The organism is Pseudomonas sp. H1_F01, assembly GCF_054681425.1.
Genome location: NZ_CP162823.1, coordinates 5722062 through 5748534 on the forward strand (window position 1 = coordinate 5722062; position 26473 = coordinate 5748534).

Here is a 26473-nt window from a genome sequence, read left to right on the forward strand (position 1 = left end):
CGAATGCTGCCGTCCACCGCCGATACCACCGCCCTGCCCGCCGTCCTGGTCGGCCCACTGTTGCGACGGCTGGAGCCCTCGCGGCTGGTGATGTGGCTGGTGGGTACGCGAGCATTGGCGTTGACGTTGCGCGTGGCCGGCGTGGGCGATCGTGCACTGGATGCGACGTGCTGCACCGTGGTGCCGGTGGGGCAGCAGGCTTTTGTACACCTGATCGATGTACGGCTCGACAGCCCCCTGCCCCGGGACGTGACGATTGACTACGACTTGCTGGTGGACGGCGCGCCCATCGCCGAATGGGCGCCGCATCTGCTGTATGACGGCGCACCGTGCCCGAATTTCATGTTGCATTCGCGCATCGAGCAACTGGTCCACGGCTCTTGCCGCAAACCCCACTACCCAGCCAACGACGGCCTGCTCTGCGTCGACCGGCTATTGGCGCAAACCCCGGAGCAGCGCCCGGCATTGCTGATGATGAGCGGCGACCAGGTCTATGCCGACGATGTCGCCGGGCCCATGTTGCGGGCGATTCATGCGCTGATCGAACGCTTGGGGCTGTTCGAGGAATGCCTGGACGGTGCCGTGGTGGAAGACAGCGCCAAGCTCTATCAGCACCCGGCCAGTTATTACCATCGTGCCGATTTGCTGCCGGCACTTGAGAGTAACGAAACCCTGCGCGAGCGATTTTTCGGCGGGGCCCGCAAGCCGATTTTCACCAGCAGCAGCGCCGACAATCACCTGGTGACTTTCGCCGAGGTCATGGCGATGTACCTGCTGGTGTGGTCACCCGTGCCTTGGACGCTGATCACGGTGCAACCGCCCGAACTGACCGTCGAACGGCGCCAGCGCTACGACCTGGAACAGCAGCGCATCGATGCGTTCAAGACCGGGCTGGGCGGTGTGGCGCGGGTGTTTGCGCACCTGTCGTGCCTGATGATTTTCGACGACCACGACATTACCGATGACTGGAACCTGTCTGCGCAGTGGGAGGAAACGGCCTACGGCCATCCGTTCTCCAAACGCATCATCGGTAATGCGTTGATCGCCTACATGCTCTGCCAGGGCTGGGGCAACAACCCGGATGCCTTCGCTGACGTGCTCCCGCAAACCTTGGCCCTGAGCGACACCGCCCGGGATCGTTACCTCGACAGCGAACCCCAGGACCAACTGATCGACACCCTGCTGGCTTTCCAGCAATGGCATTACGTGCTGCCGAGCACCCCGGCCCTGGTGGTGCTCGACACCCGCACCCGCCGCTGGCGCAGCGAGAACAACCTCAAGCAGCCTTCCGGCCTGCTGGATTGGGAAGCCCTGAGCGAGTTGCAGCAGGAGTTGTTGGATCACCCGTCGGCGATCATCGTCTCACCGGCACCGATCTTCGGTGTGAAGCTGATCGAGACTGTGCAGCGGGTGTTCAGTTGGTGCGGTTATCCGCTGCTGGTGGATGCGGAAAACTGGATGGCCCATCGCGGCGCTGCCCAGGTGATCCTGAATATTTTCCGCCACTCGCGTACGCCCGGTAATTACGTGGTGCTGTCCGGGGACGTGCATTATTCCTTCGTTTACGAAGTATTGATCCCACACCGCAAGGGCGGTCCGCGTATCTGGCAGATCACCAGCAGTGGCATCAAGAATGAATTTCCGCCTGCGCTGCTGGAATGGTTCGACCGCCTGAACCGCTGGCTCTACTCGCCGCGCTCGCCCTTGAATTGGTTCACCAAGCGCCGCAGCATGCGCATCGTCCCCCACACCCCGGAACACGCCGAAGCCGGTGAGCGGCTGTGGAACAGCGCAGGCATTGGCCAGGTGTTCTTCAATGAACAGGGCCAGCCCACGAAGATCTACCAGCACAACGCCAACGGCCAACCGCCGACGCGCATGCGGCCTCCCAAATCCCCACCAGCCTGAAACCTGTGGGAGCGGATGCAAAAACACCTGTGGGAGCGAGCTTGCTCGCGATGACGGCGGCATGATCAGTATTTTCGCAAGCTGACACTCCGCTATCGCGAACAAGGTCGCTCCCACAGGGAAGTCGGCAGGTCAGAACGCCAATTGCAGGCTCTGCTGACCTTCAAGGCTGAGCAGCAGCTGCTTCGCCGCCAGGCCGCCAGCGAAGCCGGTAAGGCTGCCGGAACTGCCGATGACGCGGTGGCATGGGGCGATGATCGAGATGGGGTTGCGGCCATTGGCGGCGCCAACCGCCCGAACCGCCGTCGGTTGGCCAATCTGGATGGCGATGTCGCGGTAGCTGCGGGTTTCGCCGAAGGGGATGGTCAACAGGGCTTGCCAGACGCGGATCTGGAAATCAGTCCCTGCGAAGTCCAGCTCCAGCTCGAAACGACGGCGCTGGCCGGCGAAGTATTCCAGCAACTGACGCTCGGTTTCCTTCAGGACCGGATGCTGGGGGTCCTCCTCCAAAGGCCCCAGCCGCACCCGATTGAGCCGCTCGTTTTCCCAGAGGATGGCCGCCAGCCGTGTCTCCCGGGCGACGAGGATCAGTTGGCCGACGGGGGATTGGATGGTTTTGTAGAGAGGCAACATCGAAGGACTCCTTGTCAAAGCCTTTGTGGCGAGGGAGCTTGCTCCCTCGCCACAGGGGGTTCTCACCGCTCCCAAAATCTCGCTCAACCCAACAACCCCAACGCCTTCGCCCGCGCCACCGCCTGGGTGCGGCGCTCGACGCCGAGTTTGCTGTTGATGTGACTGGCGTGGGTCTTGACGGTGTGCAGCGAGATAAACAACTGCTCGCTGATTTCCTGGTTCGAGCAGCCTTGGGCAATCAACTGCAACACCGCCCGCTCGCGACTGCTGAGGGTTTCGACCGGTGCCGCTGGGTCGGCAGGCTGGGCCACCGTCGAGGGCAGGCGTTCGAGCAGGTGCTCGCGCAAGGTACTGGGCGGTGCCTGCAGCAGCTGTTCGCGCAACCATTCACGGTGCTCGCCGAACAACCACTCGAAAGGCTGCAATACCCCGCCGCTGGCGGCTTCGAAAGCCTGGGCCAGGGTGCGACGGGCTTCGGGTTCACGCCCGATGCTCAGCAGCAAGGCGACTTTCTGGTTGAGCGCCATCACGCTGAGCATCTGCCGGCCACTCTGCTGACCGTGTTCAAGCAAGGCATCGAGCCGCCCTTGCGCGAGTATCGGTTGGCCTCGGATGGACTCCAGCACCGCCTGTTGCAATTCGACATGCAGCGGCAGTTGCGGGTGGAATTCCGGTGGTGCGGCGGCCCGTTCGCCCGTGTAGGTCTGGCCCAACCGGGCCAACCAGGCTTCGGCCAGGTCGGTGCGGCCCTGGGCCAACCAAAGTTCGCACTTGACCAGGGTGATCATCGCCAGATAGTAGATCGGCGGAACATCCCAGATATGCATCAGGCGCTCGGCTTCAGCCAGTTCGGCGAAGGCCCGGGCGAACTCGCCACTGTAGCCTTCGATACGCGCGATCACGCAATGGCCGATCAGCACGCTGATGTCGCGGCAGGCACGGGCCTCAGTGAGGCCCGCCTGCAGCCGCGCAAGGCCGGCCTGGGGCTGCATGCACAAGGTCAGCAAAAAACCTTCGTACATGATCAAGCGCGCCCGTACCGCATAAAGCCGCTGGGGCGACAGCTTGTGCAAACGTTGCAGGCCCCGGTGCACTTCATCCAGCGCCCGCAGTATCTCCCCCCGTGCCTGCAGGACCCGGGCACGATCATAATGGGCCAGGGCCTCGAACAGTGGATTACCGACCCGCTGCGCCAGCTCCAGGGAATCACGGTTCAGGTTCCGGGCGCGCCACAGGTCGCCGTCGGCAATCGCCAGGTTCGACAGTGTGGACAGGCACATCAGGCGCTGGCCGTAGCGTTTTTGCGGCAGGCTCTCCAAAGCTTCGCTGCAATACCGCACGGTGGCCTCGCGGTCGCCCCGGCCACGGGCGACGATCCCGCTCAGGGCCAGCCATTGGGCGAGCATGGATTTTTGCGCTGTGGCCGAGGGAGCCGGCAGGAAACGACTCAAGTGCGCCGCCAGCTCTTCGGCAGCGTCCAACTGGCAGGCCAGCCCCAACGCCCAGCTGTAGAGCACGATCAGCCGCGGGGTGCTGATGAGCAGGCTGTCGGGCAAGTCCATTTTCCAGCGCAGCAACATGCCGACGTTCTGCTCGGCCAGCAGTTGCTCCTCCGAGAGGTTCTGCACCAGGTTCGCCGCCACGTCCAGGTGCCCGGCCCGCAGCGCCTGCTCCACGGCTTCGTCGATCAGGCCCTGGGCGTTGAACCAGCGGCAGGCTCGCAAGTGCAGGGTCGCGGCCGGGACCATGGCCGGTGCGCTGGGGCGACTGCGCAGCAGGTCGGAAAACAGATGGTGGTATCGGTACCAATGGCCGTGCTCGTCCAGCGGCACCAGGAACACCTGGTGGGCCGCCAGGTAACGCAGGATTTCGGCGCTGTCATGGGCCTCGCGCACGGCGTCGCACAGTTCGCTGCAAAAGCGTTCCTGAGGGGCCGTGTCGTAGAGAAATGCCTGCACCTCGGCGGGCAGGCAGTCGATGACCTCTTCAAGCAGATAATCGCGAATCAGCCCTTCGCCGCCGTGCAAGGCCTGGGGCAGCAGGCCTTCGGTACCCGCTTCGGAGGCGGCCAGCAACCAGAAACGCAGCCCGGCCACCCAACCTTCGCTGCGCTGGATAAGGTTTTCCAGCGCCTCACCGCGCAACGAACTGCTGTGGTGCTGGAGCAGGGTCAAGGCTTCGTCATGGGTCAGGCGCAGGTCCTGCTCATTGAGTTCGAGCAGTTGCCGCGACAGGCGCAAGCGCGCCAAATGCCAATCCGGCCGCTGGCGGCTGGTGACAAGGACCAGCAACCCGTCGGGCAGGTGATTGAGGAAAAATTGCAGGCAGCGATCCAGCACCGGGCTTTGGGCCAGGTGGTAATCGTCGAGCACCAGCAGCAAGGGCTCGTGGGGCGATAAGTGCGTGGACAGTTCGTCCAGCAGGCCGTCGAGCCATTCTTCGAAAGCAAAGGGTTGATGACGCTGACGCATTTTCAGCAGCCCCAGGGCCCGACCGCCCAGTTGCGGGAAAAACGCCTGGAGCCCTTCGAGCAACCGTTCCAGGAAGCGGCCGGGATCGTTGTCCCGGGCGCTGAGCCCCAGCCAGAGGCTTTGCCAATGGGCCGGCAGGCTCTGGCAGAACTCCACCGCCAGGGAGCTTTTACCGAACCCCGCCGGGGCACTGACCAACAGCAACCTGCCTGCGAGCCCTGCGCTCAAACGCTCGCACAACCGGGGCCGCACGACATGGCCGTCGGGCAAGGGCGGGCGGTAGAAACGCCCGTCCTGTACCGCGATGGCTGCGCGGGCAGAATCCGGAAGTGAAGACAAATCAGTCATGGCCGGCTCTTGTTGGAATGCGGGTGGCGGCGTTGCAGATGTCCGCAGACTAGCGGTAAACGAGGAGGTATTGAAGGGAGTGCTACAAATGGCTACAAAAAGACTACACGCCGACCGACTTGAAAAAACTTAGGCAGCCACCGCTCTTGTGGCGAGGGAGCTTGCTCCCGCTGGGTTGCGAAGCAACCCCCAAAGGCAGCGACTGCGTTGTACCTGACACAATGAGAAGGCTGGTTTGGGGCTGCTGCGCAGCCCAGCGGGAGCAAGCTCCCTCGCCACAGGGGGGTTGTGTTGCTCAAAAAAAACGCCCCGAACCAGTCGGGGCGTTTCTTCGAGGATGCGGCCTCGGGTAAAGCGGTTTAGCGGATGCCGTCCTGACGCAGGGCGTTCGGGGTGAAATCGGCGGTGGTGGCGGTGAAGCCGAAGTCGTAGGCCGATTTCTCTTCGTTCTTCATGCCCAGTGCCAGGTAGCGGCCGGACTGCAGGTCGTAGAGGGTTTCCAGGGCGTACCACGGCACTTGCTTGTCGTAGTAGTTCTCGGCATGGGCCTCGGCCACGCGCCACAGTTGGCCACGGCCGTCGTAATGGTCAATCACCGCAGCTTGCCAGGTGTCTTCATCGATGAAGAAGTCACGCTTGGCGTAGATGTGGCGCTGGCCTTCCTTCAGCGTCGCGGTCACGTGCCAGACACGACGCAGCTCGTAGCGTGCCAGGTCCTGGTTGATGTGGCCGGCCTTGAGGATGTCGGCGTACTTGAGTTGCGGCGAATCGATCTTGTAGCTGTTGGAGGCGATGTACAGCTCTTTCTTGCCTTCCAGCTTCCAGTCGTAGCGGTCCGGCGCGCCGTTGTACATGTCCAGGTTGTCGGAGGTACGCAGGCCGTCGGCGGCGGTACCCGGGCCGTCGTAGGACACTTGCGGGGCACGGCGCACACGACGCTGGCCGGCGTTGTAGACCCACGCCGAACGCGGCTCCTTCACTTGGTCGAGGGTTTCGTGCACCAACAGCACGCCACCGGCCAGGCGCGCCGGCGCGGTCACTTGCTGCTTGAAGTAGAACAGGATGTTGCCAGGGTTGGCCGGATCGAAGTCCTTCATCTTGTCGCGGAACACGAACTGGTCGCGGAAATACACCAGGCTGTACGAACCGTTGGGCTGTGGGGTGGCCTGGGTGACCAGACGCGTCACGCTACCGCCGCGATAGCGGGTGATGTGGTTCCAGATGACTTCCACGCCGCTCTGGGGAATCGGGAACGGCACGGCCGTCTCGAAGTTCTCCAGGCCGTTGCCGCCGGAGACCAGCTTGGTGTTGACCGCGTTTTTCTTGATGGAGGCGAACACCTCGTCCGGCACGGTGGCACCGCGATGGGTCGGATAGACCGGCATCTTGAAGGTTTCCGGGTAACGCTTGAACATCGCGTACTGGCCCGGCGCGAGCTTCTCCTTGTACTGGTCGACGTTCTGCGCGGTGATGGTGAACAGCGGTTTTTCACTGGCGTATGGGTCGGCGAGGAAGCCCTTGCTGTCCACGGAACCGGCATTCTTGGCCATGGGTTTCCAGGCCGAGATCGAGCCGTCGGCATTGCCGGCCATCTCGGCGCCCATCGGCGTCAGGCTCTTGCCGAGTTTATCGGCCTCGGCGGCGGGCACTGCCGCCATGACGCTGGCAGCCAGCAGGGACAGCCCCAGAACACCGACCTGCAACAGATTCTTTGTTATTTTCATAGTGTGTCGTCCTGAAATTCGGTGCTTAGAAGGTCACGCCGACGCTGAGCGCCAGGAAGTCACGATCGTCCACGGTACTGAAGTCGCCACCAAAGAAGTTGGTGTAGGCCAGGCTGGCGTTGTAGGTGTTCTGGTACTCGGCATCCAGCCCGAGGCTGACGGCTTTGCGGCCTTCTTCGAAGTTGCCGCCAGGGCCTGGCGAGTAGCCTTTGACGTCATGGGACCAGGCCACGTTGGGCTTGAGGTTCACGCCGGCGAAGACGTCCGGGTATTCCCAGATGGCGCGCGCACGGTAGCCCCAGGAGGTGGAGGTGGTGAAGCCGTCGTTGTTGCAGTTGCTGTTCACGTCGTTGATGGTCTGGCCGCCACCCGACGCAGTAGAGGTATTGAGCGAGTTACAGAAACCGTTGGGCAGCTCGCCCGGCCCGAACACCGGATCGCGGCCGTAGCGAGCGTCGGATTTGCTCTCCAGGCCACCGACATGGGTCACCCCGATTTCTCCCACCAGGGTCAAGCGGCTGGCGCCCATGACTTGGTCCAGGAAGTGAGTGAACGTGGTCTGGAACTGAGTGATCTCTTTACGGCGATAGCCATGCAGGTCCTGGCCTGGCGTGCCCTGAAGCACCGATGCATCGCCAAAACCGGGAAGCGGCGTCACACCGGCGAAGAGAATGTCAGTGGTGCTCAGTTGCACTGGCGCATTCGGGCGATAGCTGATCTCACCGCTCCACGCCGTGCCGGTAGGCAGTGTCGTGGAGAAACTCAGGCCATAGAGACGGATGTCTTCCGGGTATTCGACGAAGTAGTTGGAGTTACCTGCCACGATCAGAGGACGCAGTGCCGCGATTGGCCCCGCGGTGTAGAACTGCTGCGCAGCCCCCTGGGCACTGAAAATCGGCGCACGACTGTGGTAGTTCATGAAGTAGGCGCCGAACTCGGTGTCCAGCGGTTCGAACATGTACTTCAACGATGCGCCCCACTGGCCGCTGTCGCGGGCATCGCGGTCCGGACCACGGCGTACCAGCACGCCTTCTTCATTGATATCGACACCCTGGCCTTCCAATATTGGAAGAATGACGCCCGGCAGCGGAATGGTCGAACGCTTGTTCAGCACCCGCAGGTTATCGGTACACCCATCGGCAATCACATCCGGCTGGGAGAAGAACGTACCGCAGTTATCCACCACGGTCTGGTCCCACTCCAACTGGTAGAACGCCTCGGCCGACAGATTGTCGGTCAGGCTCTGGGAGACGTAGAACATGTTGACCGGGATCAGGCCTTCCTTGATCTCGGCACCAGGACGACGGAACGCGGACACGTCGACCGGGTTGATGGAGTTGATGCCGCCCTGGATGAAGGTACTTTCACCCCAGCTGACCACCTGCTTGCCCAGACGGACCGAACCCGGCTGATCGGCGATGGCGTAGTTGTGGTAGACGAATGCATCGAGGATCTGTCCGCCGGAGGACTTGGCGCCTTCCTTGCGGTTGTTGTCACTGATGTCCTTGTACAGGCGGCTTTCGTCCTTGAGTTCGAAGTCGTACCAGTACTTGCCGCGCACGAACACGCCGGTATCGCCGTACTTCAGTTCCAAGTCATGGATGCCCTTGAAGATCTTCGAGAAGGTTTCCCCTCGTTTGAAGTTCAAGTGGCCGTCATCGGAGGTCTGCGACAAACCCTTGCCGCCATTGTTGACACCGATCAGGTCCTTGTTGGCGTTGGCCGTGGACCAGCTCGCACCGACCGACAGGGACGAGTCGAACTGGCCTTCGATTTCACCGATGTTGAAACTGACGCCGAATGCTGGCCCGGCGAGCGAAGAGGCGAGACTGACCGCCAGAGGCAGTTTTGCCCGGCGCCAGAACGTGGTTGCTGAGGTCATCGACGCTACTCCATGTGCATTATTGTTATGGCAGTGGACATTTCAAGAACACCTCGATGGCTGGGAGCGGCAGCGTCCCGACATCCGTCGAAGTCGCATCGCCCTTTCGTGCGTGCGCCCCGTTCCTGAGAATCCGTGAGCGGACTATAGCCAGCAGGTAGTACGGCTTGATCCCTCTAAAGTGTGATTTGCAGCCCTCAACCACTCTGGAACAGTCCTTTCGCCAGGCCGACAGATGTCGGCACGGCAAGGATGGCTGAAATTTTCAGTTTGACAAGGCAAGCGCTTGCTTGGTGGGGCTGCCGTGCCCTTTCGGGCACGGAAAAAAGGCCTAAAGCGTGGAGAGGAAGGTGCTGTTGTTGCTCTGCCATTCGGTGATGTCGACGCGGATGCGCTTTTTGTCGAGCTTGCCGACGCTGGTCTTGGGAATTTCAGTAACAAGGGCGATCTGGCTCGGGATCGCCCACTTGCTCAAGTGCCCAAGCTCGACGAACGGCTTGAGGTGTTCCTTGAGTTCGCGAGCCCCGATCTGATGCCCTTCGCGAATCACCAGCAGGGCAAACGGCCGCTCACCCCACTGCGGATCGGGAATGCCGACCACTGCTACTTCGCGTACCGCCACGTGACGGCTGATGAGGTCTTCCAGGTCCAGGGAGGAGATCCACTCGCCACCGGTCTTGATCACGTCCTTGATGCGATCACGGATGTCGATGAAGCCCATGTTGTCCAGCGTGGCGACGTCACCGGTGTGTAGCCAGCCGCCGGCCCAGAGCTCGGCGCCCTTCTGCGGCTCGTTGAAATAGCCCTCGGTGAGCCACGGCGCGCGCAGCACCAGTTCGCCCTGGGTCTCGCCGTCGGCCGGCAGGAAGCGCCCTTCGGTGTCGACGATCGCCGCCTCCACCAGCGGACCCGGCACACCGGCCTTGATCCGGTAGGTGGTGCGTTCGTCTTCGCTGCCGGCCATCAGTTCATCGTTGAGGTGGGCACAGGACACCAACGGGCCGGTTTCCGACATGCCATAGGCGGCAGTGAGCTGGATGCCCCGCGCCTTGGCCGCTTCGTAGAGGCTGCGATTCAGGGCGCTGCCACCGATGACGATTTTCCAACCGCCGAAATCGGTGTCCTGGGCCCCCTTGGCATTGAGGACCATTTGCAGGATGGTCGGCACGCAATGGGAAAAGGTGACCTTTTCCTTGCGCCACAACTGGACCAGGAATTCGGGGTCGTAGCGGCCCGGGTAGACCTGCTTGAGCCCGAGCATGGTCGCGACATAGGGCAGGCCCCAGGCGTGGACATGGAACATCGGCGTGATGGGCATGTACACGTCGTTGGTGCCCAGCAGCCGCACGCTGTCGATAGACCCCATGATGGTCGCCACGCCCATGGTGTGCAGCACCAGTTGCCGATGGGTGAAGTACACGCCCTTGGGGTTGCCCGTGGTGCCGGTGGTATAGAACGTGGTGGCGACGGAGTTTTCGTCGAAATCCTGGAACTCGTAGGTGGGGGCGGCGGCGGCCAGCAGTTGCTCGTATTCACCCACCAGGTTCGGCAGGTCGGCGGTTTTCTCCGGCAGGTCGGTCAGCAGCAGGGTCTTGTCCACCGTGGTCAGGTGCCCGGCAATCGCCTGGTACAAGCCGACGAACTCGCTGTTGACCAGCACGAAGCGGTCCTCGGCGTGGTTCATGGTGTAGAGGATCTGTTCCGGGGACAGGCGCACATTGATGGTGTGGATCACCGCGCCGATCATCGGAATCGCGAACATGCATTCCAGATAACGATGGCTGTCCCAGTCCATCACCGCCACGGTATCACCGGCCTTGACCCCTGCCTCGGTCAACACGTTGGCCAGCCGCGCGACCCGCTCTATCAGCGTCGGATAGCTGTAGCGCAACTGGTCACGGTAGATGATCTCGCGGGTTTTCTCGTAACGCGTGCCGGACATCAGCAGCCGCTTGATCAGCAGCGGATATTGATAAGCGCCTTCGGCTGGAGGAATAACGCGAGTCTGCAACATAAGAGTCCCTTTTCTGACTGCACGGTCTTGGCTGGAAGTAAGCACTCTAGAGCGCTTATACACTGATCAAATCAGCCAAAGGAATGATTTGATCAGTGGGCAAATACTAGCCTTGAGCCATGTCCAGGACTGTAGGAGCTCCTACACAGAGCGGGATCAGTGCGCCTCGGTAAACGCCAGCTTCACCCCAATGGCGACGAGTACCGCGCCCATGGTCCGGTCGAACCAGTGGCCCATGCGCGCAAAACCGGCGCGCACCCGTTGCTGGCTGAACAGCAGCGCCACCAGGCAGAACCAGGCAGCCGTCGCAACCGCCAGATACACGCCGTAACCGGCCTGGACAGCCAGTGGGGTGTGTGGGTTGATCACCACGGTGAACAGCGACAGGAAAAACAGGGTGGCCTTGGGATTCAGGCCATTGGTGACGAAGCCCGAGGTGAACGCGCCGCGAGGGGTACGTTCACCGGCCTCCTTGTGCAGGTTGTCCTCGGCGGGCTTGGCCGGTTGTGCCCGCAGTGCCTTGAAGCCGATGTACAGCAGATACGCGGCGGCGGCCCATTTCAGCGCGTTGAACAGCACGATCGATTGCGACACGATCAGGCCGATACCCAACAGCGAGTACCCCACATGCAGGAAAATCGCCGTGCCGACGCCCAGCGCCGTCCAGGTCCCGGCACGCCGGCCATGGGTCACGCTTTCACGCACCACCACGGCAAAATCCGGCCCGGGGCTGGCAACGGCCAACAGGTGGATCAGGGCGACGGTGAGGAATTCGGTGAGGTACATGGTGGAGCTCCTTGGCTAACGCAATCTCGAAACAAACATCAACTGTGCAGTGAGGGGGCTGTGTGGGAGCAAAGCTTGCTCCCACACACATCTGATAGGCTCGCCACATTACGCCTTCGGTTCTTCACATAAAAGGTACAGCTGATGACGAACACCGCCCGCGCAGTCTTCCTCGACCACCCTTCCCTGGACCTCGGCGATCTGGACCTGGGCCCGCTGCGCAACTGCTTCAGCGACCTGCAACTGTTCGCCCGGACCACGCCGGACCAGGTCATCGAGCGGCTCAAGGGCGCCACCGTGGCGATCACCAACAAGATCGTGATCGATGCACAGGCCATGGCGGCCAGCCCCGAACTGAAGCTGATCCTGATCAGCGCCACCGGCACCAACAATGTCGACCTGGCCGCCGCCCGCAGCCACGGCATCACCGTGTGCAATTGCCAGGGCTATGGCACACCGTCGGTGGCCCAACATACGATCATGCTGTTGCTGAACCTGGCGACGCGCCTGGCCGATTATCAAAAAGCGGTGGGTGAAGGTCGCTGGCAACAGGCTTCGCAGTTCTGCCTGCTGGACTATCCGATTGTCGAACTGGAAGGCAAGACCCTGGGTTTGCTGGGCCATGGTGAATTGGGCAGTGCCGTCGGGCGGCTGGCCGAAGCCTTTGGCATGCGTGTGCTGCTGGGGCAGATCCCCGGGCGCCCGGCCCGCCCTGACCGCTTGCCGCTGGAACAGTTGTTGCCGCAAGTCGATGCGTTGACCCTGCACTGCCCGCTCAATGAGCACACCCGGAACTTCATCGGCGCCCGCGAACTGGCGCTGCTCAAGCCCGGTACATTCGTGGTCAACACCGCCCGTGGCGGCCTTATCGACGAACAGGCCCTGGCCGAAGCCCTGCGCAGCGGTCACTTGGGGGGCGCCGCTACCGACGTGCTCAGCGTGGAGCCACCGACCCAAGGCAACCCGCTGCTGGCCGGCGATATTCCACGGTTGATCGTCACGCCACATAACGCCTGGGGCAGCCGCGAGGCGCGGCAACGGATCGTCGGGCAAATGAGCGAAAACGCCCAGGGCTTTTTCAGCGGTACAGCGCGGCGTGTCGTCAGTTGATAAACTGCCGCACTTTTTTTCAAGGAGCAGACCATGGATCCGCGCAGTGAAGTACTGCTTCGTCAGGCCGAGTTATTCCAGGGTTCGGTGTTGTTGGCCGGCCTGCCCGCCGATGACCTGCTCGGCCGTTTGCCCGAGGCCCATGGCTGGTGCTGGCATGCTGGAGATCAGGCAGCGCTGGAGGCTCGCTTCCCCGAGCGCAGCCACTTTGGCGTGAACGTACCCGAGCGTGGGTTCGACACGGCCGTGGTGTTCCTGCCCAAGGCCAAGGACCTGACCGACTACATCCTCAACGCCGTGGCGGCGCGCCTGGCCGGGCGCGAGGTGTACCTGGTGGGGGAAAAACGCAGCGGCATCGAAGGCGCGTCCAAGCAGCTCAACCCGTTCGGCAAGCCACGCAAGCTCGACAGCGCGCGGCATTGCCAACTGTGGCAGGTCACCGTCGCCAACGCGCCCGAGGCCACGCCACTGGAAAGCCTGGCCCAGACCTACGAATTACCCCTGGCCGAAGGCCCGCTGAAAGTCATCAGCCTGCCAGGGGTGTTCAGCCATGGTCGCCTGGACCGCGGCAGTGCGCTGCTGTTGGAACACCTGGATAAACTGCCCAGCGGGCATTTGCTGGACTTTGGCTGCGGTGCCGGGGTACTGGGGGCGGCGGTCAAGCGGCGCTATCCGCACAACACCGTCACCCTGTTGGACGTGGACGCATTTGCCGCCGCCAGCAGTCGCCTGACCCTGGCCGCCAACGGCCTGGAGGCCGAGGTGCTGACTGGTGACGGCATCGACGCCGCACCGATGGGCTTGAGCGCGATCCTGAGCAACCCACCATTCCATGTCGGTGTGCACACCGATTACCACGCCACGGAGAATCTGCTGCGAAAAGCGGCCAAACATCTGAAAAATGGCGGCGAACTGCGGCTGGTTGCCAATAGTTTCCTCAAGTACCAGCCACTGATCGAGGAACATCTGGGCGTCTGCGCCATCAAGGCCGAAGGCCAGGGCTTTCGTATCTACCGGGCCAAGCGCGGTTGAAATCTTTTAGGCAACAGCACTTGCTCAATCGGATTTGCCTAGGCAGAATCCGCTCCGTCCTAGGGGAGTAGTCTCCCGCGAGCGCCATGCTCGCCCGGCATACGTCAACATACTTGGTCAGCAGACCATGGCGTATGCGGCCCAAGCGTCCACGCAGATGGTCGCTGGGTTTGACAAGACCTATGACACGCACACCTTACCCGGGGCGGGAAGGCTGTACGTGTCATAGCCGTGTCGACCCGCCCCTTTAGGAATTCCTGATGCTGGACTCACTCCTCGTACCTACCGCTATCGTTGCGCTGGCCGAAATCGGCGACAAGACGCAATTGCTCGCGCTTATCCTGGCCGCTCGCTTTCGCAAACCCTGGCCGATCATCGCCGGCATCATTGCCGCAACACTCGCCAACCACGCAGCCGCCGGGGCAGTGGGGGCCTGGGTCAGCGGATTTTTCTCCAATGCGGTGTTGCACTGGATACTGGCGGCAAGCTTCACGGCCACGGCGCTGTGGACCCTGGTCCCGGACAAACTGGACGATGAGGAAGCAAACACGGCCCGCAAGTTCGGACCGTTCCTGACCACGCTGATTGCGTTCTTCCTGGCGGAAATCGGCGACAAGACGCAGATCGCCACAGTGATGCTCGCCGCGCAATACCCGGAGTTGTGGTTGGTAATCATCGGCACCACCGTGGGCATGTTGATTGCCAACGTGCCAGTGGTCCTGGCGGGCAATTTCGCCGCCGAGAAGCTGCCCCTGACCCTGATCCGCCGCCTGGCCGCCTCGGCATTCTTCGTCCTGGCGATCGTGGCGGTGTACAAGGCGATGCAGAGCAGTGGGTGGGTTTGACCCTGTGTCACACCTTGGGCAGAGGATAACTGTGGGAGCATAGCTTGACGCGGCCTGATTGACGTCTGCGTCGCCCCTGTCGCGAGCAAGCTTTGCTCCCACAACGATGCTTACTTCTTGGCCTGCTGATAAAGCGGCATCACCTTCGGAATCGCCGCCTGCAACGAAGCGATACGGCTGCTCGAGGACGGGTGGGTGCTCATGAACTCCGGTGGTGCGCCTTCCGAGGCCTTGGCCATCTTGTTCCACAAGGTGATCGCCGCGTTCGGGTCGTAGCCGGCGCGGGCGGCCAGTTCGAGGCCGATCAGGTCGGCTTCGTTCTCGTTGCCGCGGCTGTTGGGCAAGGTCATGCCGTAGTTGGCGACGGTGTCGGCCAACGCCAGGCTGTCCTGGCCCAGGCCGAACAAGGCGCCAGCGCCCTGCTTGGCCATCTCGATGCCATAGGCCTTGGACATCGCTTCGCGCCCGTGCTCGCGCAGGGCGTGGGCGATTTCGTGGCCCATGATCGCGGCGATTTCAGCGTCGGTCAGCTTCAACTGGTCGATCAGGCCGGTGTAGAACATGATCTTGCCGCCAGGACCGCAATTGGCGTTGAGCTCATCGCTCTTGATCAGGTTCACTTCCCAGTTCCACTGCGCCGAATCCGGGCGGAACACAGGTGCCTGGGCGATCAAGCGGTCGGCAATGACCTGGATGCGCTTGGCATCGTTACTGGTCTTGTCCAGCGCGCCCTGGGCTTTCGCCTCACCCATCGTCTTCTGGTAGGACTGGGCGTACATCTGGTTGACCTCATCGGTCGACAGCATGCTGAACATGTACTGCTTGCGTTCCACGCCCACGGCTCCGCCGCTGGTGGTATTGACCGACTGGCAACCGGTGAGCAGCAGAGCCGCGCTCAGAGCACTCACCATCAATGTCTTGTTCATGTAAAAGAAGCTCCCTGGAAACGTGGGCGTATCCTAGGCCTTGATTTGTATCGGCGCCAGATACAGAACGAGGGATTACAGGTTTTTCGGACAGACCCTACACAGTCCATTTGCGACACCCACGCAGCTAAAACAGTCAGCCGACGAACAGCGCCTCATGCCACGCCACAGAAACGCCGATAACGGCTCCAGACGTCATTTCCGCGTCCGGAGCCTTTATGAAATTCAGATCGATCCAGTTTTCCGTGGCCGCCCTCGCCGGCGCCATTGTGCTCAGCGTGGTGGCCGCCCTTGTGCTGTACGCACTGTTTGCCGGCGCGCGCACCCAGGATATGGTGCAACAGCGGACCAAGGCGCAGTTCGAACAACTCATCGAACAACGCCTCACTGCCCTGGCCCGCACCCAGGCGAGCCTGATCCAGCGGGAACTGGAAGCCCCGCTGCTGCTCGCCCGCGGCCTGGCCACCAGCAACGCCTTGATGGGCATGAACGGCACGGACGGCAACCCGCAATTGAAGGTGCCCCGCGAGCAAATGATCAGCCTGTTGCGCGAAACCGTGGTGCGCAACCCGAAGATCCTCGGTGCCTACATCGCCTGGGAACCGAACGCCATCGACCATGACGACGCCAACTATGTGAACAGCCAGGTGGTGGGCATGGAAACCAACGGGCGTTTCCTGCCGTGGTGGTTCCGTAACCAGGACGGCTCCCTGGGCCTGGAAAAACTCGCCGACGTGACCGACCAGAAACTGCTTTCCACCGGCATCCGTGCCAGTGAGTACTACCTGTGCTCCCAGGACAGCAAGAAAGCCTGCGTGATCGACCCGGCGCCCTATCGCGTGGGCAGCACGATGACCATGCTCGCCTCGTTCATCGAACCGATCATGATCGATGGCAAGTTCCAGGGCATCGTCGGTGCCGACCTGTCGGTGAACTTCATCCAGGACATGCTCGTAGCCGCCGATGGCAAGTTGTACGACGGCGCCGGGGAAATGGCCTTGCTCTCCAGCAACAATCGACTGGTGGCCTTTACCAAGGACCCGAGCAAACTCGGGGAAAAGGCCAGTGACCTGCTGGACGCCAGTGCACTGGATAACCTCGCCAGGCTGGGCGCCGGCGAAGTGCGCTATGACATCGACGAAGAACACGGGCATATCGAGGTGTACATGCCGTTCGGCATCGGCGAGACCAACGCCCGCTGGACGCTGATGTTGCAACTGCCGCTGAACGCGGTCATGGCCGACCTGCAAGCGCTGCAGAAGGACCTCGACCATCAGCGTCAGGCCGATATCTTCGGCATGGCGATAGTGGGCCTGGTGATTGCCGGCATCGGGCTGCTGGTGATCTGGCTGGTGGGCCACGGCATTGCCCGTCCGCTCAAGCAAATGGTGGCGATGCTCGATGACATCGCCCAGGGCGAAGGCGACCTGACTCGTCGCCTGGTCAGCGACCGCGCCGATGAACTGGGGGCGATCGCCAGGGGCTTCAACACCTTCCTGAGCAAGTTGCAGGGCATGATCACCCAGGTGGTGACCTCGGTGCAGAGCGTCAGCGATTCGTCGGAGCACACCGCCGATATCGCGATCCGCACCAACCAGGGCGTGCACAAGCAGATGTCGGAGATCGATCAGGTCGCCACTGCCGTGCACGAAATGACCGCCACCGCCCAGGACGTGGCCCGCAACGCGACCCAAGCCGCCCAGGCCGCCAGCCATGCAGACCAGGCTGCCAGCCAGGGCATGCAGATCGTGCGGGACACCTCCACCTCCATCGGTGCCCTGGCCGTGGAAATCGGCAAGGCGGTGGGCGTGGTGCAGACCCTGGCCAAGGACAGCGAGAACATCAACGCGATCCTCACCGCCATCCGCGGAATCGCCGAGCAGACCAACCTGCTGGCCCTCAACGCCGCCATCGAAGCCGCCCGGGCCGGTGAACAGGGCCGTGGTTTCGCGGTAGTCGCCGATGAAGTGCGCAACCTGGCGCAGAAGACGCAACAGGCGACCGAAGAGATCCAGACGATGATCCAACAGTTGCAACAAGGCACTCGGGATGTGGTGCGGGTGATGGAAGACAGCCAGAACCGTACCGACGAAAGCGTGCAGCATGCGGCGAAAGCGGCCCAGGCCCTGGAGACGATCACCCAGGCAGTGTCGGTGATCAACGACATGAACACCCAGATCGCCAGCGCCGCCGAGGAACAAAGCGCCGTGGCCGATGACATCAACCGTAACGTGATCAACATCGGGCAAGTAGCGAACGAAGTCGCCAGCGGCGCCGATGAGTCCAGTGCAGCTAGCGCCGGGTTGACCAAGCTGGCGGAGCAGCAGCGGCGGTTGATCAATCAGTTCAGGGTCTGATCCAAAGGCCCCATCGCGAGCAAGCTCGCTCCCACAGGGGGATGGGCGGTGGCATGCCGATTTGTGAACGCAGCAGAACAACTGTGGGAGCAAAGCTTGCTCGCGATGGCGTCGTCACGGACAACAAAACCGCTATCGCGAGCAAGCTTTGCTCCCACAGACTCCCACAGGTTCAATGCAGGGGTTTAGAGTTCGCCGAGGGCTTCTACCAGCGCTTGGTTCTGCTCCGGTGTGCCGATGCTGATCCGCAGGAACTGGGCAATCCGCTCCTGTTTGAAGTGCCGCACGATCACACCCTGCTCCCGCAGTTTCGCCGCCAACCCTGCCGCATCGTGCCGGGGGTGGCGGGCGAAGATGAAGTTGGCCGCCGAGGGCAGCACTTCAAAGCCCTTGGCTTGCAGTTGGGCCACGACCCATTCACGGTGCTCGATGACCAATTGGCAGGTCCGGTCGAAATGCTCGCGGTCGTCGAACGCTGCCGCGCCGCCGGCATTCGCCAGGCGATCCAGCGGATAGGAGTTGAAGCTGTTCTTGATCCGCTCCAGCGCTTCGATCAGGTCCGGATGGCCCACCGCCAGGCCCACGCGCAGCCCCGCCAGGGAGCGGGACTTGGACAGGGTCTGGGTCACCAGCAGGTTCGGATAGCGATCCACCAGGCTGATGGCCGTCTCGCCGCCGAAGTCGATATAGGCCTCGTCGACCACCACCACCGAATCCGGGCTGGCCTTGAGGATCTGCTCGACCGCTTCCAGCGCCAGCAGGCAGCCGGTCGGCGCGTTCGGGTTGGGGAAAATGATCCCGCCATTGGGTTTGGCGTAGTCTGCCGGGTCGATCCGGAATTGCTCATCCAGCGGCACCGCATCGAACTGGATGCCGTACAGCCCGCAATACACGGGATAGAAGCTGTAGCTGATGTCCGGGAACAACAGCGGCTGGTCGTGCTGCAACAGGCCGTGAAAAATGTGCGCCAGCACTTCATCCGAGCCATTACCCAGGAACACCTGGTTGCTCTGCACGCCGTAATATCGGGCCACGGCGCCTTTCAGCAGGTCACTGTTGGGATCCGGGTACAGGCGCAGGTTGTCGTTCAACTCGGTCTGCATTGCCGCCAAGGCCTTGGGCGATGGGCCGTAGGGGTTCTCGTTGGTATTGAGCTTGACCAGCCGGGTCAGCTTCGGCTGTTCGCCCGGCACGTAGGGCACCAGGTTCTTGACGAACGGGCTCCAGAATTTACTCATTTCAGTTCCCCTGACCTTCAATGGAGTTTTCGTCAAGAATGCGGTACTCGGCGCTGCGGGCGTGGGCGCTCAGCGATTCGCCACGGGCCAGCACCGAAGCGGTCTTGCCCAGTTCGGAGGCGCCCTGCTCGGAGCAGAAGATGATCGACGAGCGTTTCTGGAAGTCATACACCCCCAGCGGCGACGAGAAGCGCGCGGTGCCGGAAGTCGGCAACACGTGGTTGGGGCCTGCGCAATAGTCGCCCAGGGCCTCACTGGTGTGACGACCCATGAAGATCGCACCGGCGTGACGGATCTGCGGCAGCCAGGCCTGCGGGTCGGCGACCGACAATTCCAGGTGTTCCGGCGCGATACGGTTGGCGACTTCGATGGCCTGCTCCATGTCGCGGACCTTGATCAGCGCGCCACGGCCATTGATCGACGTATTGATGATCTCGGCGCGGTCCATGGTCGGCAGCAGCTTGTCGATGCTGGCGGCGACCTTATCGAGGAACTCGGCGTCCGGGCTGACCAGGATCGCCTGGGCGTCTTCGTCGTGCTCGGCCTGGGAAAACAGGTCCATGGCGATCCAGTCCGGGTCGGTCTGGCCGTCGCACACCACGAGGATTTCCGAAGGGCCGGCGATCATGTCGATGCCGACCTGGCCAAACACGTGGCGCTTGGCGGTGGCGACATAGATGTTGCCCGGCCCGACCACCTTGTCGACCCGCGGCACGCTTTCGGTGCCATAGGCCAGCGCAGCCACGGCCTGGGCACCGCCGATGGTGAACACCCGGTCCACACCAGCGATGCAAGCGGCGGCCAGCACCAGTTCGTTGATTTCACCGCGCGGGGTCGGGACGACCATGACCACTTCGGTCACGCCGGCAACCTTGGCCGGGATGGCGTTCATCAGCACCGAGGACGGATAGGACGCCTTGCCACCCGGCACGTACAGGCCGGCGCGGTCCAGCGGCGTGACCTTCTGGCCCAGCACGGTGCCGTCGGCTTCGGTGTAGCTCCAGGAGTCCTGTTTCTGCCTTTCGTGATAGTCGCGCACTCGGGACGCGGCCTTTTCCAAGGCTTCGCGCTGGGGCACGGTGATCCGGGTCAGGGCCAGTTCCAGTCGCTCGCGCGGCAGGATCAGGTCGGCCATGGACGCCACTTGCAGGCCGTCGAACTTCTGGGTGAATTCCACCAGGGCAGCATCGCCACGCTCGCGCACAGCCTTGATGATGTCCAGCACCCGCTGATTGACCGAGTCGTCAGACACGCTTTCCCAGCTCAGCAGATGATCCAGATGATGTGCGAAATCCGGGTCGGCAGCATTGAGTCGGCGAATCGAAGTGGGAGCGGTCATAGCGAGGGCCTCATTAATGGCAAATGCTCAGGCGCCCTAAGCTACCAGTCCATTCGCGTGGGCACCTGAGAAAATTGGCTATGACACGGATAGACGGGCGCGACTCAAGGTCGCGCAGGTGAATCAGCCGCGGTGTCGCGATTCCACTGCCTTGCGCAGGGTATCGATCAGAGCCTGGATACGGGCGTGCTGCATTTTCATCGAAGCCTTGTTGACGATCAGCCGGGAGGTGATGTCGGCGATGAAATCCTGGGGTTCCAGGCCATTTGCCCGCAGGGTGTTGCCGGTGTCGACCACGTCGATGATCTTGTCCGCCAGGCCGATCAGCGGCGCCAGCTCCATCGAACCGTACAACTTGATGATATCGACCTGACGGCCCTGCTCGGCGTAATAACGCTTGGCAATATTGACGAACTTGGTCGCCACGCGCAAACGCCCCTTGGGCTCCGGCGCGCCAACTTTACCAGCGGTCATCAGCTTGCAGCGGGCGATCTGCAGGTCCAGGGGCTCGTACAGGCCCTGGCCGCCGTATTCCATCAGCACGTCCTTGCCGGCAACGCCCAGGTCGGCGGCGCCATGTTCCACGTAGGTCGGCACATCGGTGGCACGCACGATCAGCAAGCGCACGTCGGCCTGGGTCGTGGGGATGATCAGCTTGCGGCTCTTGTCCGGATTCTCGGTCGGCACGATGCCCGCTTCAGCCAGAAGCGGCAGGGTGTCGTCAAGGATGCGGCCCTTGGACAGTGCGATGGTCAACATGGGAAACGTCAGTCCTTATCAAGGTACTCATGCCCGGTCGCAAGCGGCGCCGGACACACATCGAGGGTGCAAACACCCTCGACCTGAAACGAAATCAACGGACACATCCTTGTGCCCACGGAAAGTGCCTGCGCGACGATCATACTGCGTTGAAAACAGGCTCGGAATGCTCATTGACAATCAGTCAACTCCGCTTCCTCGCCTGTTTTCGCCTTGCCTGATCGCCGCGCAGTCACTTTCCAATTAGCCCGGTACGCGGCGGATCTTGGCGCCGAGCATCTGCAGTTTTTCTTCGATGCACTCATAGCCACGGTCGATGTGGTAGATGCGATCGATCAGGGTATCGCCTTCGGCAACCAGGGCCGAGATGACCAGGCTGGCCGAGGCCCGCAGGTCGGTGGCCATCACTGGCGCGCCCTTGAGCTTCTCGGTGCCGGTGACAATGGCCGTGTTGCCTTCGACCTGGATCTTGGCGCCCATGCGGTGCAGTTCGTAGACGTGCATGAAACGGTTTTCGAAGATCGTCTCGATCACAGCGCCCGTGCCTTCGGCAATGGCGTTGAGGGAGATGAACTGCGCTTGCATGTCGGTCGGGAACGCCGGGTACGGAGCGGTCCGCACGTTGACGGCTTTTGGCCGCTTGCCGTGCATATTCACTTCGATCCAGTCTTCGCCGCAGGTGACTTCGGCACCGGCTTCCTTGAGTTTCTCCAGGACGGCTTCAAGGATGGTCGGATCAGTGTCCTTGACCTTGACGCGGCCACCGGTGACCGCAGCGGCCACCAGGTAGGTGCCGGTTTCGATCCGGTCCGGCATCACTTTGTAGGTAGCCGAATGCAGGCGCTCGACGCCATCGATGGTGATGGTATCGGTGCCAGCGCCGCTGATCTTGGCGCCCATGGCGATCAGGAAGTTCGCCAGGTCGACCACTTCAGGCTCGCGCGCGGCGTTTTGCAGCACGCTGCGGCCCTTGGCCAGTGCGGCGGCCATCATGATGTTCTCGGTGCCGGTCACGCTGACGGTATCGAAGAAGAAGTGCGCGCCGCGCAAGCCGCCTTCCGGCGCCTTGGCCTTGATGTAGCCGCCTTCGACGTCGATCACCGCGCCCATGGCTTCCAGGCCGCGGATGTGCAGGTCCACCGGACGCGAGCCAATGGCGCAACCGCCAGGCAAGGCGACTTCGGCTTCACCGAAACGGGCGACCATCGGGCCCAATACCAGGATCGACGCACGCATGGTCTTCACCAGCTCGTACGGGGCGACCAGGGTCTTGATGGTGCGTGGATCGATTTCGACGCTGAGCTTCTCGTCGATCACCGGCTCAATGCCCATGCGGCCGAACAGCTCGATCATCGTGGTGATGTCGTGCAAGTGCGGCAGGTTGGCCACGGTCACCGGGCCATCGCACAGCAGGGTCGCGGCAAGGATCGGCAGGGCGGAGTTCTTTGCCCCGGAAATACGGATTTCGCCATCAAGACGAACGCCGCCGGTAATAATCAGTTTATCCATAAGAATCTCGAGGCCCTTGGGCTCAGGTGCGCTCGGCCCAGGCCGCGCGGCTGAAAAATTTCATCGTGACCGCGTGGATGCTGCCATCGGCGATCCATGGGTTCAAATGGGCATAGATGCTCTGCTGACGCTTCACTGGGCTCAACGTCGCCAGTTCATCGCTGATCACGTTCAACTGGAAGTTGCAGCCTTCGCCTTCAACTTCCACCTGCGTACCAGGCAGCTTTCCTTCTAGGAAGCTCTTCACTTCTACAGCCTGCATGCTCAACCTCAATCGGCGCCCTGTGCGCGCGGGTCGCACATCATACAAAAAAGCCCCGCGCCTGCGAACCCCGCGAAGCAGGACTCTGACGGGGGGACTTTTTCAACAATGTGGCTCAGGGGTGCGCCAACAACTCGGTCAGCTCGCTGACCTGGGCTATTTCGCGCATATCTTCGGGCATCCCACGGATGCTCCACGTTTTGCCGGCTGCCTTGGCGTCCCGCATGAAGCACAGCAGCAGCGACAGGCCGACGCTGCTGGACTTCTGCACCGCCGAGCAGTCAATGACCACCTCGGCGGCACTGACGGACTTGATCAGCGCCTGGCCCTCCTTGCGCAGGGCCGGGCCGGTGCGGTAATCCAGCACGCCACTGAGCATTAGCACGCCAGCCTCACCCAGACGAACGGCGGACTCACTCACCGACTCGATCATTGTGCCTGCTTCTCTTTGGCATCTTCGGCCACTTCCTTGGCCTTGGCGACCTCACCGGCCCAACCGTTGATGGTCTTGTCCAGGTCGTTGCCATTGCGCTGCATCGCGTCGGCGAACTGATCGCGGAACAGCTTGCCGATGTTGATGCCATTGATGATCACGTTGCGCACCTTCCACTCGTCGTTGATTTTCTCGAGTGTGTAGGAGACAGGGTAGATCGCGCCGTTGTTGCCTTTGACCTGCATGTCGACGCTGGTGCGGGTGCCGCTTTCGTCCTTGGCCGGCGAAACGGTGATGCCCTGGTTGTTGTATTCAAGCAAGGCGTTGCCATAGAACTGCATCAGGCTGCGCTTGAAGTTCTCCTGGAACCGGGTCATCTGCGCCGGGCTGGCCTTGCGCGAGTACTTGACGGTCATGATGCTCTTGGAGATGCCGTCGGCGTCCACCACGGGGCCGACGATGCCGTTCAGCGCGTCATAGAACGCGCTCGGGTCCTGCTTGTATTTCTCTTTGTTGGCGGAAAGGTCCGCCAACAGCCGGGTCGTCGTGTCCTGGATGATGTCATGGGCCGAAGGCGCAGCCACGGCGTTAGCCATCAACGGCAGCGCGGCGAGCAGCACCAACAAGCCACGTCGCAAGATAGAGATCATTCAAAAGCTCCTCATTTGGCGTCTTTGCTAACGGTATTGAGCAGGAATTTACCGATCAGGTCCTCGAGCACCAGGGATGATTGCGTGTCGTGGATAACGCCACCGTCCTTGAGCACGGTATCTTCCCCACCCACGCTGATGCCAATGTATTTCTCACCCAGCAGCCCAGCCGTGAGGATAGATGCAGTGGAATCAGTCGGCAGGTTATCCACGCGCTTTTCCAACTGCAGCGTCACCCGACCGGTGAAATCCTCGCGATTCAGATCGATTGCCGTGACCTTGCCGATGGTGACACCGGCCATGGTCACTTTGGCTCTGACCGTCAAACCGGCGATATTGTCAAAGTTTGCATAAAGTTTATAAGTATCGGTGCTTGCCGTCGGCGCCAGCCCACTGACCCGCAGGGCCAGCAGCAGCAAAGCCAGGATGCCAGCCAGCAAGAAAAGGCCGACACCGATTTCCAGGGTGCGGTTTTGCATCAGAAATCTCCAAACATCAAGGCGGTCAGAATAAAGTCAAGGCCCAGGACCGCCAGCGAGGCGTACACCACGGTCTTGGTTGTGGCACGGCTGATCCCCTCTGACGTGGGCTCACAGTCATAGCCTTGAAACACGGCGATCCAGGTCACGACGAAAGCGAATACGGCACTTTTGATCACGCCATTGAGGACATCGTCGAGGAAGTCGACGCTGTTTTGCATGTTCGACCAGTAGGAACCTTCATAGACCCCCAGCCAGTCTACCGCCACCCACGAGCCGCCCCAGATCCCCACGACGCTGAAAATGATCGCCAGCACCGGCAGGGAAATGAAACCGGCCCACAGGCGCGGGGCAATGATGTATTTGAGTGGGTCGACGCCGATCATTTCCAGGCTGGACAATTGTTCGGTGGACTTCATGTTGCCGATTTCGGCGGTCAACGCCGAACCGGCACGCCCGGCGAACAGCAGCGCCGTGACCACCGGGCCGAGCTCACGCAGCAGCGTCAGCGCAACCATCTGCCCGACCGCCTGCTCCGAACCGTAGCTGGACAAGATGTTGAAACCTTGCAGCGCCAGGACCATGCCGATGAAGATCCCGGAGACCACGATGATCACCAGGGACATCACGCCCACCGAGTGCAACTGCTTGACCAGCAGGCCGAAACCGCCGCCCGTCGAGTTGCGACCGAGCAAGGCGTGCATCAGGAACAGCGAGGAACGGCCCAGTACCGCCACCACATCGATGCCGGAACGGCCGAACAGGCGAACTCTTTCCAATAGTGATTTCTTGCGCATCAGCGCTTCCCCAGCAGATCGGTACGGTAATCCGTGGCCGGAAAATGGAACGCCACCGGCCCGTCCGGATCACCCTTCATGAATTGGCGGATGCGCGGATTGTCCGAATCCGCCAGTTCCTGGGGCGTGCCCTGCCCCAGCACCTGGCTATCGCCAACCACATAGATGTAGTCGGCAATGCTCGCGGTTTCGGCCAGGTCGTGGGAGACCACGATGCTGGTGATGCCCAGCGCATCGTTGAGCAGGCGGATCAGGCGCACGAGCACGCCCATGGCGATCGGGTCCTGGCCGACGAAGGGCTCGTCGTACATGAGGATCTTCGGATCGAGGGCAATAGCCCGCGCCAACGCGACCCGACGCTTCATGCCGCCGGACAGCTCGTCGGGCATCAGGTCGAGGGCGCCCCGCAGCCCAACGGCCTGCAACTTGAGCAGGACGATGTCGCGAATCATCTCTTCCGGCAGCTCGGTATGGACCCGCAGCGGGAACGCCACGTTCTCGAATACATCGAGATCGGTAAACAGCGCGCCACTCTGGAACAGCACACCCATGTGCTTGCGCGCATCGAACAGGTCGCTGCGAGACAACTCGGGAAGGTTCTGACCATTGACCCAGACTTCGCCGGCGCTGGGGCGCAATTGTGCCCCGATCAGCCGCAGCAGCGTGGTCTTGCCACACCCGGAAGGCCCCATGATGCCGGTGACCTTGCCGCGCGGAATGCGAATATCGATGTCATTGAAAATGCTGCGCGTCCCTCGCTTGAAGGACAGTCCCTTCAGCTCGACCGCGTAGGCGTTGTCGGCACTCATCTAAACTCCTTGCGATGCAGCCTCACATTCGAATGCCCAGGGCAGCCGACAAGCGCCGGTACCGCCGGGCACACGAACCGGCGGCGAACTATATCACTGCAACAGCCAAGCGCCCAAGGCCAACGCCCCGCCTGTTAAGCCTGGTTTAAGGTAAAAAGCCAC

22 protein-coding genes, 1 pseudogene and 1 riboswitch are annotated in these 26473 nt (G+C 62.0%); of the genes and pseudogenes, 6 read left to right on the forward strand and 17 right to left on the reverse strand.

Annotation, left to right across the window (positions count from 1 at the left end; all coding sequences use genetic code 11):
- Positions 1-3 precede the first annotated feature (3 nt).
- On the forward strand, positions 4-1908 hold the full coding sequence (locus tag AB4O09_RS25980) for an alkaline phosphatase D family protein (protein WP_013692282.1): 1905 nt from the start codon (positions 4-6) through the stop codon (positions 1906-1908).
- 132 nt (positions 1909-2040) lie between these two features.
- Here the strand turns inward: AB4O09_RS25980 and AB4O09_RS25985 are convergent, their stop codons facing one another.
- The 6 genes from AB4O09_RS25985 to AB4O09_RS26010 form a co-directional block, all read right to left on the reverse strand.
- Positions 2041-2541, reverse strand: a complete 501-nt coding sequence (locus tag AB4O09_RS25985) for a methylated-DNA--[protein]-cysteine S-methyltransferase (protein WP_013692281.1) — start codon at positions 2539-2541, stop codon at positions 2041-2043.
- A gap of 83 nt (positions 2542-2624) precedes the next feature.
- On the reverse strand, positions 2625-5360 hold the full coding sequence (locus tag AB4O09_RS25990) for a LuxR C-terminal-related transcriptional regulator (RefSeq protein WP_460107658.1): 2736 nt from the start codon (positions 5358-5360) through the stop codon (positions 2625-2627).
- A gap of 359 nt (positions 5361-5719) precedes the next feature.
- Positions 5720-7084, reverse strand: coding sequence for a DUF1329 domain-containing protein (locus tag AB4O09_RS25995; RefSeq protein ID WP_039010547.1), 1365 nt, complete (start codon positions 7082-7084; stop codon positions 5720-5722).
- Positions 7085-7109: 25 nt separating this feature from the next.
- Complete coding sequence (locus AB4O09_RS26000) at positions 7110-8966, reverse strand: DUF1302 domain-containing protein (protein WP_003197889.1); 1857 nt, start codon at positions 8964-8966, stop codon at positions 7110-7112.
- Positions 8967-9297: 331 nt separating this feature from the next.
- Positions 9298-10980: a fatty acid--CoA ligase gene (locus AB4O09_RS26005; protein WP_060613371.1), complete on the reverse strand. Its 1683-nt coding sequence runs from the start codon at positions 10978-10980 to the stop codon at positions 9298-9300.
- Between the two features lie 156 nt (positions 10981-11136).
- Positions 11137-11766, reverse strand: coding sequence for a LysE family translocator (locus AB4O09_RS26010; protein ID WP_003197884.1), 630 nt, complete (start codon positions 11764-11766; stop codon positions 11137-11139).
- A gap of 144 nt (positions 11767-11910) precedes the next feature.
- Between AB4O09_RS26010 and AB4O09_RS26015 the strand changes: the two genes are divergently transcribed.
- The 3 genes from AB4O09_RS26015 (at position 11911) to AB4O09_RS26025 (ending at position 14753) form a co-directional block, all read left to right on the forward strand.
- A complete protein-coding gene (locus AB4O09_RS26015) occupies positions 11911-12876 on the forward strand; it encodes a 2-hydroxyacid dehydrogenase (RefSeq protein ID WP_013692277.1) in 966 nt (321 codons plus the stop codon).
- Between the two features lie 33 nt (positions 12877-12909).
- The gene (locus AB4O09_RS26020; protein ID WP_003197881.1) at positions 12910-13908 is read left to right on the forward strand and encodes a class I SAM-dependent methyltransferase; all 999 of its coding nucleotides are present in this window, start codon (positions 12910-12912) and stop codon (positions 13906-13908) included.
- 49 nt (positions 13909-13957) lie between these two features.
- Positions 13958-14080, forward strand: a riboswitch (yybP-ykoY riboswitch).
- Positions 14081-14168: 88 nt separating this feature from the next.
- Entirely contained in the window at positions 14169-14753 is a 585-nt protein-coding gene (locus AB4O09_RS26025) for a TMEM165/GDT1 family protein (protein ID WP_003197879.1), read from the forward strand.
- Positions 14754-14863: 110 nt separating this feature from the next.
- Here AB4O09_RS26025 and AB4O09_RS26030 read toward each other — a convergent pair whose 3' ends face one another.
- Positions 14864-15679, reverse strand: a complete 816-nt coding sequence (locus AB4O09_RS26030) for a M48 family metallopeptidase (protein ID WP_003197877.1) — start codon at positions 15677-15679, stop codon at positions 14864-14866.
- Positions 15680-16977: 1298 nt separating this feature from the next.
- Between AB4O09_RS26030 and AB4O09_RS26035 the strand changes: the two are divergent.
- Together AB4O09_RS26035 and AB4O09_RS26040 are read left to right on the forward strand one after the other, a co-directional pair.
- Positions 16978-17178, forward strand: a pseudogene (locus tag AB4O09_RS26035) (HAMP domain-containing protein); the annotation flags it as partial.
- 114 nt (positions 17179-17292) lie between these two features.
- Complete coding sequence (locus AB4O09_RS26040; protein ID WP_375538592.1) at positions 17293-18036, forward strand: methyl-accepting chemotaxis protein; 744 nt, start codon at positions 17293-17295, stop codon at positions 18034-18036.
- A 185-nt stretch (positions 18037-18221) separates the two neighbouring features.
- On the opposite strand, the gene hisC is transcribed toward AB4O09_RS26040, so the two are convergent.
- The 10 genes from hisC to AB4O09_RS26090 all read right to left on the reverse strand — a co-directional run bounded on the left by hisC (position 18222) and on the right by AB4O09_RS26090 (position 26311).
- Positions 18222-19274: a histidinol-phosphate transaminase gene (hisC, locus tag AB4O09_RS26045; protein WP_013692275.1), complete on the reverse strand. Its 1053-nt coding sequence runs from the start codon at positions 19272-19274 to the stop codon at positions 18222-18224.
- A gap of 1 nt (position 19275) precedes the next feature.
- On the reverse strand, positions 19276-20613 hold the full coding sequence (hisD, locus tag AB4O09_RS26050) for a histidinol dehydrogenase (RefSeq protein ID WP_003197871.1): 1338 nt from the start codon (positions 20611-20613) through the stop codon (positions 19276-19278).
- Positions 20614-20736: 123 nt separating this feature from the next.
- On the reverse strand, positions 20737-21372 hold the full coding sequence (hisG, locus tag AB4O09_RS26055; RefSeq protein WP_003197870.1) for an ATP phosphoribosyltransferase: 636 nt from the start codon (positions 21370-21372) through the stop codon (positions 20737-20739).
- A 243-nt stretch (positions 21373-21615) separates the two neighbouring features.
- Positions 21616-22881, reverse strand: a complete 1266-nt coding sequence (murA, locus tag AB4O09_RS26060) for a UDP-N-acetylglucosamine 1-carboxyvinyltransferase (RefSeq protein WP_003197868.1) — start codon at positions 22879-22881, stop codon at positions 21616-21618.
- A 22-nt stretch (positions 22882-22903) separates the two neighbouring features.
- Positions 22904-23143, reverse strand: a complete 240-nt coding sequence (locus AB4O09_RS26065; protein ID WP_003197866.1) for a BolA family protein — start codon at positions 23141-23143, stop codon at positions 22904-22906.
- Between the two features lie 115 nt (positions 23144-23258).
- Positions 23259-23564, reverse strand: coding sequence for an STAS domain-containing protein (locus tag AB4O09_RS26070; protein WP_003197864.1), 306 nt, complete (start codon positions 23562-23564; stop codon positions 23259-23261).
- Between the two features lie 8 nt (positions 23565-23572).
- On the reverse strand, positions 23573-24226 hold the full coding sequence (locus AB4O09_RS26075; RefSeq protein ID WP_003197862.1) for an MlaC/ttg2D family ABC transporter substrate-binding protein: 654 nt from the start codon (positions 24224-24226) through the stop codon (positions 23573-23575).
- An 11-nt stretch (positions 24227-24237) separates the two neighbouring features.
- On the reverse strand, positions 24238-24705 hold the full coding sequence (mlaD, locus tag AB4O09_RS26080) for an outer membrane lipid asymmetry maintenance protein MlaD (RefSeq protein WP_003178020.1): 468 nt from the start codon (positions 24703-24705) through the stop codon (positions 24238-24240).
- Positions 24705-25502 (reverse strand): lipid asymmetry maintenance ABC transporter permease subunit MlaE, encoded by a 798-nt coding sequence (mlaE, locus tag AB4O09_RS26085; protein ID WP_003197860.1) that lies wholly within the window; start codon positions 25500-25502, stop codon positions 24705-24707. The genes mlaD and mlaE overlap by 1 nt, the downstream gene beginning before the upstream one ends.
- Positions 25502-26311: an ATP-binding cassette domain-containing protein gene (locus AB4O09_RS26090; RefSeq protein ID WP_003197859.1), complete on the reverse strand. Its 810-nt coding sequence runs from the start codon at positions 26309-26311 to the stop codon at positions 25502-25504. The genes mlaE and AB4O09_RS26090 overlap by 1 nt, the downstream gene beginning before the upstream one ends.
- Positions 26312-26473 lie beyond the last annotated feature (162 nt).

Bases quoted from the DNA above. Each gene is read 5' to 3' on its own strand.
- AB4O09_RS25980 (WP_013692282.1), top strand. From the start codon at position 4: ATGCTGCCGTCCACCGCCGATACCACCGCCCTGCCCGCCGTCCTGGTC.
- AB4O09_RS25985 (WP_013692281.1), bottom strand. From the start codon at position 2,541: ATGTTGCCTCTCTACAAAACCATCCAATCCCCCGTCGGCCAACTGATC.
- AB4O09_RS25990 (WP_460107658.1), bottom strand. From the start codon at position 5,360: ATGACTGATTTGTCTTCACTTCCGGATTCTGCCCGCGCAGCCATCGCG.
- AB4O09_RS25995 (WP_039010547.1), bottom strand. From the start codon at position 7,084: ATGAAAATAACAAAGAATCTGTTGCAGGTCGGTGTTCTGGGGCTGTCC.
- AB4O09_RS26000 (WP_003197889.1), bottom strand. From the start codon at position 8,966: ATGACCTCAGCAACCACGTTCTGGCGCCGGGCAAAACTGCCTCTGGCG.
- AB4O09_RS26005 (WP_060613371.1), bottom strand. From the start codon at position 10,980: ATGTTGCAGACTCGCGTTATTCCTCCAGCCGAAGGCGCTTATCAATAT.
- AB4O09_RS26010 (WP_003197884.1), bottom strand. From the start codon at position 11,766: ATGTACCTCACCGAATTCCTCACCGTCGCCCTGATCCACCTGTTGGCC.
- AB4O09_RS26015 (WP_013692277.1), top strand. From the start codon at position 11,911: ATGACGAACACCGCCCGCGCAGTCTTCCTCGACCACCCTTCCCTGGAC.
- AB4O09_RS26020 (WP_003197881.1), top strand. From the start codon at position 12,910: ATGGATCCGCGCAGTGAAGTACTGCTTCGTCAGGCCGAGTTATTCCAG.
- AB4O09_RS26025 (WP_003197879.1), top strand. From the start codon at position 14,169: ATGCTGGACTCACTCCTCGTACCTACCGCTATCGTTGCGCTGGCCGAA.
- AB4O09_RS26030 (WP_003197877.1), bottom strand. From the start codon at position 15,679: ATGAACAAGACATTGATGGTGAGTGCTCTGAGCGCGGCTCTGCTGCTC.
- AB4O09_RS26040 (WP_375538592.1), top strand. From the start codon at position 17,293: ATGTCGGAGATCGATCAGGTCGCCACTGCCGTGCACGAAATGACCGCC.
- hisC (WP_013692275.1), bottom strand. From the start codon at position 19,274: ATGAGTAAATTCTGGAGCCCGTTCGTCAAGAACCTGGTGCCCTACGTG.
- hisD (WP_003197871.1), bottom strand. From the start codon at position 20,613: ATGACCGCTCCCACTTCGATTCGCCGACTCAATGCTGCCGACCCGGAT.
- hisG (WP_003197870.1), bottom strand. From the start codon at position 21,372: ATGTTGACCATCGCACTGTCCAAGGGCCGCATCCTTGACGACACCCTG.
- murA (WP_003197868.1), bottom strand. From the start codon at position 22,881: ATGGATAAACTGATTATTACCGGCGGCGTTCGTCTTGATGGCGAAATC.
- AB4O09_RS26065 (WP_003197866.1), bottom strand. From the start codon at position 23,143: ATGCAGGCTGTAGAAGTGAAGAGCTTCCTAGAAGGAAAGCTGCCTGGT.
- AB4O09_RS26075 (WP_003197862.1), bottom strand. From the start codon at position 24,226: ATGATCTCTATCTTGCGACGTGGCTTGTTGGTGCTGCTCGCCGCGCTG.
- mlaD (WP_003178020.1), bottom strand. From the start codon at position 24,705: ATGCAAAACCGCACCCTGGAAATCGGTGTCGGCCTTTTCTTGCTGGCT.
- mlaE (WP_003197860.1), bottom strand. From the start codon at position 25,502: ATGCGCAAGAAATCACTATTGGAAAGAGTTCGCCTGTTCGGCCGTTCC.
- AB4O09_RS26090 (WP_003197859.1), bottom strand. From the start codon at position 26,311: ATGAGTGCCGACAACGCCTACGCGGTCGAGCTGAAGGGACTGTCCTTC.